This window comes from Microbacterium enclense (assembly GCF_001456955.1).
Taxonomy (GTDB): Bacteria; Actinomycetota; Actinomycetes; order Actinomycetales; family Microbacteriaceae; genus Microbacterium; species Microbacterium enclense.
This window is the reverse complement of the sequence record NZ_KQ758477.1, coordinates 1-14359: the sequence shown is the minus strand read 5'-3', so window position 1 is coordinate 14359 and position 14359 is coordinate 1. Positions and strand designations below refer to the sequence as shown.

The 14359-nt window shown below is 67.5% G+C and carries 20 protein-coding genes; 11 read left to right on the top strand and 9 right to left on the bottom strand.

Features of this window, described 5'->3' with window-relative positions; translation table 11 throughout:
- Positions 1–84: 84 nt before the first annotated feature.
- The 7 genes from AS029_RS16185 to AS029_RS16155 all read right to left on the bottom strand — a co-directional run bounded on the left by AS029_RS16185 (position 85) and on the right by AS029_RS16155 (position 5106).
- The gene (locus tag AS029_RS16185) at positions 85–816 is read right to left on the bottom strand and encodes a DUF8175 domain-containg protein (RefSeq protein ID WP_058233632.1); all 732 of its coding nucleotides are present in this window, start codon (positions 814–816) and stop codon (positions 85–87) included.
- 42 nt (positions 817–858) lie between these two features.
- Positions 859–1170, bottom strand: coding sequence for a hypothetical protein (locus tag AS029_RS16180; protein WP_217630085.1), 312 nt, complete (start codon positions 1168–1170; stop codon positions 859–861).
- A gap of 72 nt (positions 1171–1242) precedes the next feature.
- Entirely contained in the window at positions 1243–2400 is a 1158-nt protein-coding gene (locus AS029_RS16175) for a hypothetical protein (RefSeq protein ID WP_058233631.1), read from the bottom strand.
- A gap of 3 nt (positions 2401–2403) precedes the next feature.
- On the bottom strand, positions 2404–2820 hold the full coding sequence (locus tag AS029_RS16170) for a hypothetical protein (protein ID WP_058233630.1): 417 nt from the start codon (positions 2818–2820) through the stop codon (positions 2404–2406).
- 245 nt (positions 2821–3065) lie between these two features.
- Positions 3066–3527 (bottom strand): hypothetical protein, encoded by a 462-nt coding sequence (locus AS029_RS16165; RefSeq protein WP_058233629.1) that lies wholly within the window; start codon positions 3525–3527, stop codon positions 3066–3068.
- Positions 3524–4597: a hypothetical protein gene (locus AS029_RS16160; protein ID WP_058233628.1), complete on the bottom strand. Its 1074-nt coding sequence runs from the start codon at positions 4595–4597 to the stop codon at positions 3524–3526. Before AS029_RS16160 ends, AS029_RS16165 begins: the two co-directional genes overlap by 4 nt.
- Positions 4594–5106: a hypothetical protein gene (locus tag AS029_RS16155; RefSeq protein WP_058233627.1), complete on the bottom strand. Its 513-nt coding sequence runs from the start codon at positions 5104–5106 to the stop codon at positions 4594–4596. Before AS029_RS16155 ends, AS029_RS16160 begins: the two co-directional genes overlap by 4 nt.
- Before the next feature lie 209 nt (positions 5107–5315).
- On the opposite strand from AS029_RS16155, the gene AS029_RS16150 reads away from it, so the two are divergent.
- The 8 genes from AS029_RS16150 (at position 5316) to AS029_RS16115 (ending at position 10861) form a co-directional block, all read left to right on the top strand.
- Positions 5316–6461, top strand: coding sequence for a geranylgeranyl reductase family protein (locus AS029_RS16150; protein ID WP_058233626.1), 1146 nt, complete (start codon positions 5316–5318; stop codon positions 6459–6461).
- Positions 6462–6877: 416 nt separating this feature from the next.
- Positions 6878–7774, top strand: a complete 897-nt coding sequence (locus tag AS029_RS16145) for an ArdC-like ssDNA-binding domain-containing protein (RefSeq protein WP_058233625.1) — start codon at positions 6878–6880, stop codon at positions 7772–7774.
- Between the two features lie 86 nt (positions 7775–7860).
- On the top strand, positions 7861–8211 hold the full coding sequence (locus tag AS029_RS16140) for a hypothetical protein (RefSeq protein ID WP_058233624.1): 351 nt from the start codon (positions 7861–7863) through the stop codon (positions 8209–8211).
- A 277-nt stretch (positions 8212–8488) separates the two neighbouring features.
- On the top strand, positions 8489–8740 hold the full coding sequence (locus tag AS029_RS16135; RefSeq protein ID WP_058233623.1) for a glutaredoxin family protein: 252 nt from the start codon (positions 8489–8491) through the stop codon (positions 8738–8740).
- A 58-nt stretch (positions 8741–8798) separates the two neighbouring features.
- Positions 8799–9062 (top strand): hypothetical protein, encoded by a 264-nt coding sequence (locus AS029_RS16130; protein ID WP_058233622.1) that lies wholly within the window; start codon positions 8799–8801, stop codon positions 9060–9062.
- A gap of 204 nt (positions 9063–9266) precedes the next feature.
- On the top strand, positions 9267–9518 hold the full coding sequence (locus tag AS029_RS16125) for a hypothetical protein (protein ID WP_058233621.1): 252 nt from the start codon (positions 9267–9269) through the stop codon (positions 9516–9518).
- 135 nt (positions 9519–9653) lie between these two features.
- Positions 9654–10451 carry a ParA family protein gene (locus AS029_RS16120; RefSeq protein ID WP_058233620.1) on the top strand — a complete coding sequence of 266 codons (798 nt, stop codon included), beginning with the start codon at positions 9654–9656 and terminating at the stop codon, positions 10449–10451.
- A complete protein-coding gene (locus tag AS029_RS16115) occupies positions 10448–10861 on the top strand; it encodes a ParB family protein (protein WP_058233619.1) in 414 nt (137 codons plus the stop codon). The genes AS029_RS16120 and AS029_RS16115 overlap by 4 nt, the downstream gene beginning before the upstream one ends.
- Before the next feature lie 4 nt (positions 10862–10865).
- Here the strand turns inward: AS029_RS16115 and AS029_RS16110 are convergent, their stop codons facing one another.
- On the bottom strand, positions 10866–11114 hold the full coding sequence (locus AS029_RS16110) for a hypothetical protein (protein ID WP_139168166.1): 249 nt from the start codon (positions 11112–11114) through the stop codon (positions 10866–10868).
- A gap of 47 nt (positions 11115–11161) precedes the next feature.
- The gene (locus tag AS029_RS16105; RefSeq protein ID WP_058233617.1) at positions 11162–11419 is read right to left on the bottom strand and encodes a hypothetical protein; all 258 of its coding nucleotides are present in this window, start codon (positions 11417–11419) and stop codon (positions 11162–11164) included.
- Between the two features lie 362 nt (positions 11420–11781).
- On the opposite strand from AS029_RS16105, the gene AS029_RS16100 reads away from it, so the two are divergent.
- From AS029_RS16100 to AS029_RS16090, 3 genes are all read left to right on the top strand, one after another.
- Entirely contained in the window at positions 11782–12135 is a 354-nt protein-coding gene (locus AS029_RS16100; RefSeq protein ID WP_058233616.1) for a hypothetical protein, read from the top strand.
- Between the two features lie 25 nt (positions 12136–12160).
- Positions 12161–13168 (top strand): DUF3560 domain-containing protein, encoded by a 1008-nt coding sequence (locus AS029_RS16095; protein WP_058233615.1) that lies wholly within the window; start codon positions 12161–12163, stop codon positions 13166–13168.
- Positions 13169–13242: 74 nt separating this feature from the next.
- Positions 13243–14034, top strand: coding sequence for a single-stranded DNA-binding protein (locus tag AS029_RS16090; RefSeq protein ID WP_058233614.1), 792 nt, complete (start codon positions 13243–13245; stop codon positions 14032–14034).
- Positions 14035–14359: the final 325 nt, after the last annotated feature.

Here is a 14359-nt window from a genome sequence, read left to right as displayed (position 1 = left end):
AGGCCTGAGAGACGATGTCGCCAATGCCGGCGGATGACCAGCAAACGACGTCCCACACGGCGCATGGCTCGGCTGCGGGTGGATTCATTCGGTACCTGCCCAAGGGATATAGCCGCCAAGGCTGGTGAGCGCTGACGGACGGAACGGGGGCTGACCGGCGTCGGTGAGGACCGATTTCCAGTCGCCGTCGACCCACTGCACGGGAGCGGGGAAGCTAAGAAGCTGGTTGGTGTTCGTGCGGAAAGCGATGTCGATCGTGGCTTCGGCCGCGGTGTAGGAACTCACGCGGAAGCCCACGATCTGCACGCTGCCGCCGGTGTTGCTCTGCGGGACCGCCGCGGCGATAGCGGCGTCACGACCGGCTCCGGGTACCGTCTGTCGCTCGAGCACAGCCGAGACCAGGCGGCCGTCCGTGCCCATCGCCCACAGGTTCGCCACGGCGAAGAGCGCGCCTTCGACCGTGTGGGCGTAGCAGCTGCGCAGCCCGTCGTCTTCGATCACGCCCGGGCCGGTCGCGTCCGCCGAGGGAGCGGCCATTGTGCCGACAATGGTCCAGTTCGTCGTGGGAGCGGTGCTGAGGGTGCCGCTCTCGTCGTAGCCGGGGAGGCCGCAGACGCTCTCCGCGTCACCCCTGACGGCATCCGCCGTTGCGGCCGTGCTCGGCGTTGCGGTGGTGGCGGGCGCGCTCTGCCCGCCACCACCGCCGAGGGACGTGACAGCGAGCAGAATCGCCGCCAGCACGAGGACTCCGAAGATGATCGCTCCGAAGATGAAACCTTTGCTGGTGAAGGGGTTGCGGGATTCTGTGTCGCTCATGACGTCGTGCCTTTCGTTGATCGGTGGCTTTCCTCCGGGACGCTACGCGCCCATCAAGAAGCCGACGATCGTGAACGCCGCCGACACGATGATCACGCCGACGAGCAGACGGCCGAGCCAGCCGCCGATTTCGCCGCCCTCACCGCGGCGGGCGGAGACGGTCATGGTGACGCCGAGGATGATCAGACCGACCACGGCGACGCCGAGGCCGACCCACTTGGCCCAGCCCATGACGGTGGTGAACGCCTCGAACCCGGGAGGCATGGAGCCCGAGCCCGGGTCGGGCACGACGCCGGCGAGCACAGCGGGTGCGGCGGCGGTGATCAGGTCGCTTGCTGCGAAAAGTGCAGACATGGGTTGTTCTCCGTTTCGTGTTGGTGGTGCGGGGTTCTCGTCGCCGCCCGGTGCGGCGCCGAAAGGGTCCGGTTATCCGGTGGTTGTGAGAGGGGCGTCGGTGAAGCCCATGTCGATGTGCAGGTGGGTCGCGGGGTCGTAGAACCCGCTGATGTTCACGTACGTGACGGAGCGGCACTGGATCTGGCCGGCGCGCGTGCCGTTCGGCACCTGCGGGTCCAGGACGCCGAGCAGCTTGAGTGCGTTCGCGTCGCAGCCGGTGGTGGCGGTGCCGTTGAAGGAGTAGAAGTCGACCGCGTGGCCGCCGCCGTCGATGTAGTGCGATGAGGCGGTGCCCGCCCCGTATCCGGTTTCGCCGGTGCACTTGCGGTTGATGTCGGAGACGCCCACCTTGTCGAACGTGTTCAGCGCCACCGTCATGATCTGGAGGATGCGGAGGTCGATCCCACAGTCCGCCGAGGCGGTGCCCGCGGCGACGTCGCGGACCTGCTGTGCGTAGCGGTCCTCGAGGAAGGTCAGCCGACCCTCTTCCATCGCTTTCACGAGGCCTTGAGCGAGCGCCTGGGAGTCGCCGGAGATAGCGGCGCACCCCGCGGCGACGAGGGCCGGCGTCGCCGTCGACGTCGACGCCGGCGTCGTCGCGCCGGGCGTAGCCGAGCCATCGCCGAGGGTGGCGAAGTACGCCATGATCGCCACCGCGTCGCCGCGGTACTTCGTGTAGTGGTTGGGGTCGGAGTTGCGCTGCACCTTGTTGATCGCGATGGAGGGCTCCATCGCCTGCCACCCCTCGACCTTCACGAGACGGTCGTAGAAGAAGCCCGCCGAGGTCGTCGGGTTCATGCGCTCTTCGACGGTGCCCCAGCTGGACTGCTGCTGGAACAGACCGATCGAGTCAGCGATCGACCCGTCCGGGTTGACCGCGTTGTCGCCGTAGTCGATGTTCACCAGGGAGGACTCCCCGATCGCCGTCTGTACGCCGAGGGTCTGGCCGTCCGAGCCGAGGCCCTTCGCAGCGCCCGCGTTGACGATCGCAGCGGCGTTCACGAGCTGGTCGTGACCGTACGCACCGACCTTGGCATCCGCGGGGATCGCGGCAATGTTCACCGGTCCCCCGCCCGGCAGGCACGCCGCGGCGGCCGAGCCGCCGAAGAACAGCACCCACAGCAGCATTGCGATCGCCAGCACCGGCACCATGACCGCTGCCAGCACGCCCGCTCCCCCCTTCGCCACCGGTTACTCCGATGCCAGGGGGGTGATCTGTTCGACGGCCCACGGGGCGGTGTCGAGGGGGCGGTGCACGTACACCGAGTAGTCGCCGGCATCCGTGGGGACGAGCACGCGGGCCGTGTAGGCGCCGTCCATGTCGCGAATCCGGGCGGCATCGGTGACGCTCGTGCACGGCACGTTCGCCGGGTCGACGGTTTCGTAAGCGACCGCCGCCGACTGCGACAGCACCGGGTACAGCTCTGCGATCCATGTCGCGTAGGCGAGCGAGGGACGGCAGAACAACGTCACCGCACGAGTCGCGAGCTCCGTCACGTCGGCGTCGGCGTTCGGGTCCACCTCGACGTCATGGTCGTGCGGAATCGACTCATCGTGGTCGCTCTCCGGCGTGGCGGACTCGACGGGGGTCGGGGCCTCCGTCGACACGGCCGCGCCCCTGTCGGCCGCGTCGACGGGCGCCGGCGTTGCCGCGCAGCTGGTCAACGCCAGCACCGATGCGATCGCAAGGACGGCCCCCGCCGTCCCCCGCGAACTTGTGCCCAGTCGGACCATCGGATGCCGCTCCCATCGCTGTGGACACAGCGCGGGAAGGTCCCCCGCTATTGCCCTACGGGAGCGAGCGTAACAGTTCTAGGCATGGCTAGCTAGGCATGCCTAGGAGTTATTCGGTACTAGTCGGCGGTCGGTTTCGGGTCGGTTTCTTCGGCGGCCTCGTCCAAGATCGCGGTGAGCTTTGCCAGCGTCTCCGGCGACACCTCTCCGAGCTTGCGAGCTGCGAACAAGCGGACGGCGCCCAGCCGCTCGGCACGAACGAACTGCAACGCGGCCTCGACCTTGGCGGGAATCTCGTCGTTGTTGGAGCCGAGAAGGTAGCTCGGGTCGACCTCGAAGAACTCGGCGATGCCGGTCAGCAGCTTGCGGTCGTTGACGACGTAGCGGTTGCCGCTCGTCATGTAGGTCCAGCGGGCGCGGCTGAGCTTGATGCCGCGCGCTTCCAGGAAGGTCGCGAGGGCGCGGTAGCTCGTCGGCTTGCCGTCGTCGGCAACGATGACATCCATGAGCAGGTTCAGCTTGCGCGCCAGCTCGGCGCGCTCGTGCTTCTGCTCCGGGGAGTACCAGTCGGTATCGCTCATGATGCTCGTCCAGCCGTCAGGAGGCCGCTGAGGCCGGCGTGCTCACGGTCGGGCGTCTCTGCGGGGGACCCGCTGAGGGTGCGTCCGATTTCCTCGAGAAGGCCGCGCTCAGCGTCAGTGGGGGTGAACTTTCCCGCTCTTTCGCAGTCCAGCATTTCTTTCCACCTTCGATAAAGGACGTGCTCGACTTCCAGGGTGAGAAGCGAACTCGCCAAACCCGTACTACCCGTCAACGTCAGCTCGGGTGCTGACTTGATGACGCGGTGCCACGTTGGAGTCGCCCGAATCAGCAGCAGACGCATCCACAGGTGGTCTACGAGTCTTTCCGCCGAGCCGACGGCTACTCCTAGCCCTGTACAGGCGATCATCGTACCGACCAGCAGTGCCCCGACGACATCGCCATTCGGGCCCAGGAAAAACCTGCTATCCGCGAGAACGCGGTACGTGCTCGTCGCCAAGTTCTCCACCAGCCACAGCAGGTCGAGGGCGGCGGCGAAACCGATCAGCGCCAGTCCCCACCGCGTCGCGCGGACCGAATGGGCGCGCCACTCAGCACCCACGGTGAGGATCACGTGCACCGAAAACACGCCGATGCACAGCGGCATCACGTTCCAGAACAGCTCGCGGCCAATTTCTCCGCCGTCTTCCGAGAGATACGTGTCGGTGACCGGCCATGAGTTGACAGCGAAGATCAGGGTTTGCAGCGCGATCATCGCGACGACGACGGCGGCGACGAGGGCTTCCCAGGGCGTGCCGCGGCCTTTGGTGGCGCGAATCACCATGACTTCGAGGCATCCCAGCGCCGCGGTGACGAGAATCCGATAGAGCAAGTTCGTGACGTTCGAGCCGCCCAGCAGGGGGTCGATGAAGTCGTAGACGACGTGGATTTGCAGGATGCACGCGGCCGACCACAACAGGACGCCGGAGGGCAGCATAGAACGCCGCTCCCGCATCTTCTTGCGCAGTACCGACACAGAGGCCACCGTCGCCACAACGATGGTGATGGCATCTACAGGGCTCTCGACCAGCCACCGCAACACCGCCGCCACTGCGTCGAGAAAGGTCATCATCCCGCGAACACTTGCTCAAACTTGAAATCGCGCGTGGTGCTCTGCCGGCGTCCGCGGAGGACGCGCAGAACGAGCAGGTCACCGATCGCCTCGGCGCGCGCTTCGCGCTCATTGCTGAGGTCGTCGATGCCCTGGAAGGCGTAGGGGATCATCCGATCGGGGTTGAGCACGGATGCCAGAAATTCCTTGACGCGGGGGTCATCACCCAGCCGTGTTTCACGGCCCACTTCCTCGTCCAGCATGTGTCCGAGTTCGTGTGCGCCAATGAACAGCTGCATTTCGATCTTCGCGTCAGCGGGGACGTGAATGGTGTCGATCCGGTTGACCGGATCGCCGGTCCACGCACCACACACGCGCTGCCCATTCAGCCGCGGGTCCTGCTTGAATTTGATCGTCGTGCCCCGGTATCCCTCGACCAGCTTCACCAGCTCCGCGAAGCTGAGAGTGTCGGGGATGCCTCGATCCTTCACGAGTTGCAGTGCTGCCGCTCTCCGCTCGCGGTGCTTCATCTGACCTTCCTCGCTCCGTGTCCATTGCTGCGCCCCCCGGCCAGCAACTCGAAGATTTTATAGTCATGCCTAGGCGATCGGGCCGGTCTGCCAGAAGCCTGGGAAAGTTCGCAACGTGCGGTGTTTTCGGCCCGAGCGTCCGCCGTGTCCAGCGCCCCGCCGCGCCGCGGCGAGGCCCGTCGAGGCGCGCCGTCATAGACTTTTTCCCCATGACACAGGAGACCTCCGACAACCGCTGGGACGTCGTTGTCGTGGGTGCAGGGCCGGCAGGAGCCACCGCCGCCCGCGTCGCCGCCGAGAACGGCGCTCGTGTCCTTCTGCTGGATAAGGCCCGGTTCCCTCGCTACAAGACGTGCGGCGGCGGCCTCATCGGCACCTCTCGCAACTACCTCGCGCCCGGAGTCACCTACGACGTCGATCGCCGCATCAACGCCGTGGGGTTCTCCCGCAACATGGGCCGCATCACCCGCCGCTTCGGCCCGAACGCCTCCCTGGCAATGGTGCAGCGGGAGACGTTCGACCAGCAGAACGTCGACGCCGCCAAGGCTGCCGGCGCCGAGTTCCGCGACGGCGTGAACGTCCGCGCCGTCAGCGAGAACGACGGCATCGTGACCCTCACCACGGACAAAGAGACGTTCACCGCCCAGGTCGTCGTTGGGGCGGACGGCTCCGGTGGCCGGATCGGGCGATACGTCGGCGTCGAAATCGAACAGGCCGACCTCGGCCTGGAGGCAGAGATCCCGATGCCCGCCGGCGAGCAATGGCGCACTACCGCCCTGCTCGACTGGGGTCCGCGACCCGGCACCTACGCATGGGTGTTCCCGAAGAAGGACTCCCTCACGGTCGGCGTCATCGAGGCCAAGGGCAATGCTCCGCACACCCGCGAGTACCTGGATCAGTGGCTCTCCCGCCTCGGTATGGCGAACACTCCCCCGCTGCACGACAGCGGACACCTCACCCAATGGCGGCGGGTCGGCACGCCGTCCGTCCGCGGACACGTCATCGTGGCCGGCGAGACGGCCGGCCTGCTCGAGCCGTGGACGCGCGAAGGCATCAGCTTCGCTCTCCGATCGGGCACCTGGGCGGGCGCCGCGGCCGCGGCGTTCATCGGCGGCGACGACGCGGCGCTAACCGGCTACTCGGCGCAGATCACGCGCGAGCTCGAACCGGAAATCAGCGCCGGGTCGGCGTTCCTGCGGTTCTTCGAGAAGCGTTCCGCGCTGGTGCAGTTCTTCACGGCTCGCTCCCGTGTCGGTGCCAGCTACTTCTTTCGGTTCTGCAACGGCGACACCAACCTGGCCCGCGCATTCCGCCACCGCTTCGTGCGCCGAGCCGTAGCCCTGCTTTCACGCTGAGCCCGCCGAATCGCTAGGCCGGTTATACCGGTAATAACTCTATTGGGGTCGTGTAACCTCCGCGGGAGCCGGCGGCGGACGGAGCCGCCTCCGGTAGCGGACGGTCGGACGAAGCCGACCGGCTGCGAGGGCCTTCGGCCCGTTCTTTTGCCGTGAAGCCTTCGGCGGCTCCCTCCGCTGCGCTCCGGTCGTAGCTACCTCCGGGCTTCGTTCAAGTGGCTGCGCCACCGGCTCCCCCGAGACTTTCGGCACGCGGTCGCTACGCTCCCTTATTTCGCGCCGAAACTCTCTCCTCCCCCGCCCTTCGGGTTGCACTGCGCCCTCCGGTTGCTAAGGCGGGAAACCGCCTTCACGGCAAAAAACGTGAGGGGGATGAGCAGGAAACAACTCTATTACCGGCACGAAAGGTTCCGAACATGGCACGCACCGTCAAGAGCACCAAGACCGCCGAGCAGCGTCGCGCCGAGGCCGAGGGGCTGCAAGCGCAGATCGCGGAGCAGGTCGAAGCGCTGCGCGATTCCGAGGCGTGGGCGCGGTTCCTCGACTTCACCAAAGCGTTCCACCGCTACAGCATCAACAATCTGTTGTTGATCTTCGGACAGTGCCCCGAGGCATCCCACGTCGCCGGTTACCGGACGTGGCAGAAGCTCAACCGCCAGGTGCGCAAGGGTGAACGCGGCATCCGCATCTACGGCGGCCGCGACGTGCGCGAGACGGTCGAGAACCCCACCACAGGCCAGGAGGAAGAGCAGCGCCGCACGATGTTCTTTCCGGTGTCCGTGTTCGACATGGGACAGACCGACCTCATCGACCCCGAGGCGGGCGACCCCGCCGACATCGCGCGCCCCCTCACGGGCGAGGACCCGGCCGGGATTCTCGACGCGGTGACGGACTACCTCACCGGCAAGGGCTGGACCGTCGAGCGCGAAAGCATCCCCGGCGCCACGCAGGGATATACCGACCCCGAGGCCCGCCGCGTGGTGCTGGATTCCGACCTCTCCCCCGCCCAGAGCGCGAAGACGGCCCTTCACGAGGCCGCCCACGTTCTGCTGCACGCCGAGGAAAATCACGCCGAATACGTCGAGCACCGGGGCACCAAAGAGACGGAAGCCGAGAGCGTCGCCTACGTCGTCGCAGGGATTCTCGGACTCGACACCAGCGCCTACAGCGTCGGATACGTCGCCGGGTGGAGCAGGTGCGACGCCGAAACGATCAAGGCCACCGCAGCCAACGTGCTGCGCGCAGCGCACGCCCTGGCCGATGCCCTCACCGAGCAGCCCGAGGCCGAAGCCACCACCACCGCCGCCGCCTGACGGTAATAACTCTATTTCCGGTGAGAGCGTGCGGCCCCGCGAGGGGCCGCACCGGTAATGCCGTCATTCTCCGAAGGAGCCAACTCGTGTCAGACGTCCGTCAGCCCATGCCGCGCCCGCGCACCGTAGGCGAGTACGTGGCCGCGCGATCGCAGATGATCGACACCCACGGCGAGCCGCTGCGCCTGGCCTACTGTGCGAGCTGCGCCCGCGAACACTTCACCGTTGAGCCGTGCGCGGCCGAGGCCGCGTGCCCCCGCTGCGCGTCGACATCGAGCCGATGCCGCCGCCCGTCCGGGCACGAGGCCGACGCCTGGCACGTCGAGCGTGCGGCAGCGTTCGAGCAGCTGTGTGCAGCCCGCGAGGCGGCGGGGCTCCCCCAGGTCGCCCGCTGGCCCGAGAACGCCCCGGCGCTGTTCCCTTGGCCCGCAGGATGAGAAACGACCACCGCGGCCGGCGGCGGACGGAGCCGCCGCCGGCTAATCGACGGCCGGACGGAGCCGGCCGACTGCGAGGGCCTTCGGCCCGTTCTTTTGCCGTGAAGCCTTCGGCAGCGTACGGTCGGCCAACCTGCGCGCTAGTGCTTTCGCGGCATATCCTCCCTCGCTGCGCTCAGTCCGGTATTCCACGGTCACTAGCGCTCCGGCCGCCCTCCCTAGCGGCGAATAAATTCGCCTTCACGGCAAAAAACGAGGGGGATGGGAGGATCACGAAATGGACAAGCTGACCGTCTACACGACCGGTCCGAGCTGCGGAAAGTGCTCGGTGACGAAGATGATGCTCAAGGGCAAGGGCATCCCGTTTGACGAAGTGGACATCACGAAGAACCCCGCCGCGTACGAGTACGTGACCGCCGAGCTGGGCTACAGCATGGCTCCCGTCGTCGTCGTCGACGATGAAGACCACTGGTGCGATCTCCGCCCCGACCACATCGACCGTGTGGCGGCGCTTTTCGCGGCCGCGTGAGCTATGCGTAAATAACTCTATTCCCGTCAACACAGGTAATACCGATCCGGAGGACACCATGAGCACTCACCGCCTGACCCCCTACGACACCGGCGACCGGTTGGAGCCGCAACTCTGGCCCCTCGGAGAAGACCCCGACAGCTACGGCCGAGTCGATTTCGACAACGACGAGAGCGCGACCATCTTCACCGCCTACGTCGAGCGCGAGCGCGAGGGTGATGGATACGCGATGCAAGTCGCCGGGATGAGCGAGCCGCTGAATCTCGTGGTCGACGGAAAGGGCGCATGGTTCCCGTCTCCGCCGAGTTGGTCGAGGGCATAGACGAGCTGCTGCGCATGGCGCGACGTGGCCGCGAGGACTTTGAGTATCAGGCGGCACACGGCGACTACTCCGACGAGGACCGCGCCGCCGCGGATGCCCGCTGGACTCGCGCCGAAGCTGTGGCGCACCTGTTGCGAGGAGGTGCATCCCGAACCTAACCCCTGATGCCGTTATTCCCGTTTACAGAGTCATTTAGGAGAACCCATGTCGACCGAAACCCTCACCATCACGCGCCTGGCCGACCTGCGAGCGGGGGACCGCATCTTGAGCTGGGACGGTCGCCCGTGCAACCCGCCGCGCGTCGTGCAGAGCGAGTTGGGGCCGATCGAACCCGGCTCGCCGGTTCACGGCGTGCGGCTCGAGAACCCCACGCCCGGAGGACTCGTGGAGTACGTGCTGTACCCGTCGCAGATGGACGGGAGGCGGCTTGAAGTGCCTCGCGCATTCAACCGGTAATAACTCTATTACCGTCTAATCGAACGGGGCCGGGCGACGTTCGCCCGGCCCCCCGCGGGGAACAGCGCCCCGCGGAATCCATTGCACACCCCTAACGCCCGTATTAGAGTTATTCCCATTAACGGAGGTATTTTCATGACCGCTCGCATCCTCGCCCTCTGCAACCAGAAGGGCGGCGTGGGCAAGACCACGACGACCTTCCAGCTCGCTCGCGCCGCAGTCCTCGCAGGCCGCCGCGTCCTGGTGATCGACAACGACCCCCAGGGCAACCTCACGAGCGACATCACCGCCGAACCGGTCGGCGCCGATGAAGCCGGACTTGCCGACGCTCTCAGTGTGCGATCGCCCGACACCATGCGCGACGTCATCGTCCCGGGAATCTGGGAAGGGCTCGACGTCGTGCCGACCTCGGGACGCGCCCTTGGCAGCGTCCGAGACGAGCTTGTCGTCGCGGGGGTGGGCCGGGAGGTGCGCCTACGCGAAGCCCTCGCCCAAGTGCGCGAGGACTACGACCTCATCCTGATCGACTCCGCCCCCTCGCTCGATCAGCTCACGATCAACGCGCTCAGCGCCGCCGACAGCGCCGTCATCGTCACCCACTCGAAGAAGTGGAGCCTCGACGGCCTCGCACAGCTTCTCGACACCATCGCGAGCGTGAAGGAGTACACGAACTCCGCGCTCAGTGTCGCCGGGATCATCGTCAACCAGCACGAAGAGCGCACCGTGGGTGGCGCGGGTTGGCTCGATGAGCTGAACGCCTTCGCCCAAACCAGGGGACTGCGCGTGATCGGGCGCCCCGTTCCAAAGCGCGTCGTGATCGCAGACGCCACCGAGGCCGCACGCGGCCTCGATCAGTGGGGGAGCGCCGAAGCGACCGCACTCGGCGGGATCTACGCCGAGCACCTGACCGTCATCGAAGGAGCACACTCATGACTCGCCCTGCACGCAGGCCCTCCGCCCTCGCTTCCTCGAGCCCGTTCGACCAGCCCGCTACCGCCGACGCCCGCCAGGAGGCCGCCGCGGCGGCGCCGGCCCCTGTAGTGCCCCCTCAGTCCTCGCAGGCCCCCACGGCGCCGCAGCGCGCCGCGGAGAAGCCGGAACAGCGTGCGGCCAAGGCGAAGCCGAAGAAGCTCACGATCTACCAGGACGAAGACGATTCAGCTCGCATGCGCGGAGCTATGGTCGCGACCATCCCTCACGAGGGATTCACCACCCTGTCGAAGTTCGCGCAGGAGGCGATCATGGAGAAGGTGGAGCGACTGGAACAGAAGTACAACGGCGGCCAGCCGTTCCCCGCTGTAGGACCTGGCGTGATCCCGGTCGGTCGACCAATGGGGGAGTAGGGACCTACTTCCGGTTGGACGTCGACGGCCCCGTGTGCCTCACATACTCCGACCAGGTGACCTCCACCGCGAGACGCATCGCGTCCTCCGGGAAGTAGCCGATGAGCTGTCGCTGCGCGGGGTCGTGATCGAATGTCACCGAGCGCAGCAGCTTGCGCCCGTGCACCTCGACCACGCGCACGATCGCGATTCGTTTGCTGTTGTCGAAGACGTACCAAACCCCCGGCTCAGGGGAACGTTGCAGCTGCGACATGGGCGACCACACTTGCACCATGAGCGGCCCTCAGGCCTCGCCAGCGGTCACGATCCGTTGATCCCCCCGCTGGGAACCCCGGCGGAAATGATCGCTCGATGCAGCCGCTCAGTAGCAGTCTTGAGCGTCGTCGCCCAGCCGAGCAGGTCGCCGCGATACTCGACGCGGTAACGAGGACCGTCGTCGGTTCGACGCAGGTCGATCGTTCCGGCTTCCGCATCTCGCGCGTCGAGCATCACCCAGTGCGTGGGAGGCCCCTCGCGCGCGATGAGCTGGGGATGCCAGCGAGGACCGTCGTCACGCATCCCGCAAGTATCGAACATGTGTTCTAAGCGTGCAAGTCGTTGCGCGGGGCACTGGGCCGGCGTCGCCGGCCCGCGAGGGGCGTTCCCCTCGCGCTCCCCGGTGCCCGTTCCGGGGAGCGAGCTGCACTCGCGCGCAGCGGTGACGGAGCACCGCCGGCGGAGCCGCTGCGCGGCCCGGATTCCCTGTTTTCTTCACCTCTCCGCGGTTTCAACCTATTTCGCTCCATCGGCTGCGTGCCACCGATCCGGACGCGCCCTGCGGGCTTATTTCGCCCGGATCGGCGTCACTCCGCCGCCTCCACTCAATTGGTTTTCACTCGCCGGAGAGGCAAAGAAAAACGATCGGTCAGAGGGAGAGACACATGGGCGAGCAGCGCGGCACACGTACCGAAGTCATCGTGAGCGTGAACCACGGACCGGGGGAGGAGGGCATCAGCCGCACCGCCCGTCAGGTGGTCATCATCGGCGCCGGTGGGAACGACCCGGTGACCGAGCAGACCCCCGCTGTGCGCCTGGTCACCCGGGAAACCATCGGCATGACCTTGCAGCACTTCGAGCCCGCGGAGCGCGTGGCCGCGGATCGCATGGGCTACATGGCATCCGGCGCCTACGTCGTCGTGCCGGTCGCGGTCGCGCGAGCGCTCGACGTGTACCCCGCCGCCTACCCGCTGCACGACCGCAGCGAGACGCGCGCCGACTACCTCGCCAACGACTGACCCAGACCCGGGAAGAAGACACGACATGCTCACCATCACCCACACCCCCGAGGCCGGAACGATCATCGAGGGCACTAGCCGGGGCGACGGCACCGCCGAAATCTTGAAGGCGAACGGCTGGCGGTGGGGCCGATCCATCGGCGCCTGGTACGTCCCGCAGTCCCGCGATCGCCTGCCCAAGTGGTGGAACATCAACCGCGCCGCGGCAGCGCTGCGCGAGGCCGGCCATGAGGTCACGATCAAGGCTGACGAGACGTTCCGGCCGACCGCCGAGGTGGAGGCGGACAAGATCGAACGCCAGGCCGCCCGCGTCGACGCGCTCGAGGCGAAGGCCGACCGACGCGCGGCCGACGCAGACGCCGCCGACGCGGCCGCGCGCCGTGCGCTGGACCGCCTGCCCGAGGGCGGCGAGCCGATCAAGGTCGGGCACCACTCCGAAGGCCGCCACCGCAACGCGATCGACAAGGCGCACAATGCGATGGGCCGCAGCGTCGAGGCCGACCGCGAGGCCACCCGCGCCCGCGCCCGCGCCGACGTCGCCGCCAAGACCACCGACACCCGCTACGCGCCGGAGATGGTCGCCCGCCGCATCGAACGGATCGCGACCGACATTCGCGGATACACGCGCAAGATCGAGGGCAGCTCGCACAACTTCGGAGGCGGGTACATCGAGACGACCGCACCGGCGACGGGCGCCTACCTGGACCGGCTGACGACCCAGCGTGCGCAGCTCGAAGACGAACACACCTACTGGACCGCCGTCCGCGAAGCCCAGGCCGCCGCGGGACAGGTCACGATCCACAGCCGCGAGACGATCGCCAAGGGCGACATGATCAAGCACCGTTTCGGCTGGCACGTCGTCACCCGCGTGAACCCCAAGAGCGTCACCGTTGCGCTCGACTGGAACGACACCACCCGGCCTTGCAAGGTCGATTACACCGACGTGCAGGGGCACCACACCGCCGCCGAGGTCGCCGCCGCCCGTGCGGCCGCGGCCGAGAACACCGCCGCAGAAACCGCCGCGGCGAGCTGATCGAAGAGGGGCCGGCTTTCGGGTCGGCCCCGCCGACCGTGCACAGCAGTACCACCAGGGGGAGGATTGAGGCGATGAGCAAGCAGCAGCGGGGGCCGGCCGACGATGCCGTGGCCGACGCCGTGGCCGGCATGAGCGAGCACGACACCATGAGCGACGACTACCGGGCCGGATACCTCGCCGGTTACACCGACCGACAGGGCGAGGTCGACCGGTTGGAGAACGACGCCGACCGGCTCTACCGCGCCGCCTATGGCGAAGAACGCCGCATCCCCGGGCACTACGTCACGCGCGCCGAGCTCGAACAGCGGCGATCGCTGTCGGAGCCGCCCGTAGAAATCACCCGCCGCGACGCGCTCGCATCTTGGGGCATTGAACTGCCCGCCGACGAACATCCAGAAGCCACCGCGGCCGACGCCGCACCTCAGATCCCGTCGACGTCGACGGGGAGAACGAACCGCACAAGCAGGAGACGACACATGAGCACCAGGACCATCACCGGCAATCTCGCCGCCGATCCCGAAGCGGTGCAGGCGGGGCGCGTGCAGATCGTCAAGCTGCGAGTGATCGAGAACACCGGCGAGTACCGCGCGGGGGAATGGACCCCGCACGAGGCCCCGACAACGCATTTCGTGGAAGCGAAGTTCGAGCTGGGCGAGCACGTGCTCGCCTCGCTTCACAAGGGTGACGCGGTGATCGTCGTCGGATACGAGCGCACCGTCGCATGGGGCGAGGGTGAAGACCGCCGCACCGGCCGTGTGCTGGAAGCCGACGCGATCGGCCCCAACCTCACCCGCGCAACCGCCGTCGTCACCACGGTCACCCGACGCGCGCCGCGGCGCAGCGCGGCAGCTGCGGCCGAGTGACGCGAAGAACCGGGAAGCCCGACTAACGCCCCGCCCCGTCGACCTCGAGCACGTAGAGGATCACGTGATCCGCCGGCATTGAGGCCCGCACCTCTGCGATCGCCGCGTCACTAGATGCGGCGTCGCTATAAACCACCGTCGCCGTCGTCGTGTCCCGTGTCCGGTGCGCCAGTTGCCACATGCGCCCGATCCTCGCGCCCACCACCGACACCGCCGGCACCACATCGAGAGCACTGGGCCGGCGTCGCCGGCCCGCGAGGGGCGTTCCCCTCGCGCTCCCCGGTGCCCGTTCCGGGGCGCGAGCTGCACTCGCGCGCAGCGGTGA

Coding starts and splice junctions, on each gene's coding strand:
- AS029_RS16145 (WP_058233625.1), top strand. CDS start 6,878: ATGGCACGCACCGTCAAGAGCACCAAGACCGCCGAGCAGCGTCGCGCC.
- AS029_RS16120 (WP_058233620.1), top strand. CDS start 9,654: ATGACCGCTCGCATCCTCGCCCTCTGCAACCAGAAGGGCGGCGTGGGC.
- AS029_RS16115 (WP_058233619.1), top strand. CDS start 10,448: ATGACTCGCCCTGCACGCAGGCCCTCCGCCCTCGCTTCCTCGAGCCCG.
- AS029_RS16165 (WP_058233629.1), bottom strand. CDS start 3,527: ATGAGCGATACCGACTGGTACTCCCCGGAGCAGAAGCACGAGCGCGCC.
- AS029_RS16130 (WP_058233622.1), top strand. CDS start 8,799: ATGAGCACTCACCGCCTGACCCCCTACGACACCGGCGACCGGTTGGAG.
- AS029_RS16150 (WP_058233626.1), top strand. CDS start 5,316: ATGACACAGGAGACCTCCGACAACCGCTGGGACGTCGTTGTCGTGGGT.
- AS029_RS16185 (WP_058233632.1), bottom strand. CDS start 816: ATGAGCGACACAGAATCCCGCAACCCCTTCACCAGCAAAGGTTTCATC.
- AS029_RS16180 (WP_217630085.1), bottom strand. CDS start 1,170: ATGTCTGCACTTTTCGCAGCAAGCGACCTGATCACCGCCGCCGCACCC.
- AS029_RS16110 (WP_139168166.1), bottom strand. CDS start 11,114: ATGTCGCAGCTGCAACGTTCCCCTGAGCCGGGGGTTTGGTACGTCTTC.
- AS029_RS16105 (WP_058233617.1), bottom strand. CDS start 11,419: ATGCGTGACGACGGTCCTCGCTGGCATCCCCAGCTCATCGCGCGCGAG.
- AS029_RS16100 (WP_058233616.1), top strand. CDS start 11,782: ATGGGCGAGCAGCGCGGCACACGTACCGAAGTCATCGTGAGCGTGAAC.
- AS029_RS16155 (WP_058233627.1), bottom strand. CDS start 5,106: ATGAAGCACCGCGAGCGGAGAGCGGCAGCACTGCAACTCGTGAAGGAT.
- AS029_RS16135 (WP_058233623.1), top strand. CDS start 8,489: ATGGACAAGCTGACCGTCTACACGACCGGTCCGAGCTGCGGAAAGTGC.
- AS029_RS16090 (WP_058233614.1), top strand. CDS start 13,243: ATGAGCAAGCAGCAGCGGGGGCCGGCCGACGATGCCGTGGCCGACGCC.
- AS029_RS16125 (WP_058233621.1), top strand. CDS start 9,267: ATGTCGACCGAAACCCTCACCATCACGCGCCTGGCCGACCTGCGAGCG.
- AS029_RS16160 (WP_058233628.1), bottom strand. CDS start 4,597: ATGATGACCTTTCTCGACGCAGTGGCGGCGGTGTTGCGGTGGCTGGTC.
- AS029_RS16095 (WP_058233615.1), top strand. CDS start 12,161: ATGCTCACCATCACCCACACCCCCGAGGCCGGAACGATCATCGAGGGC.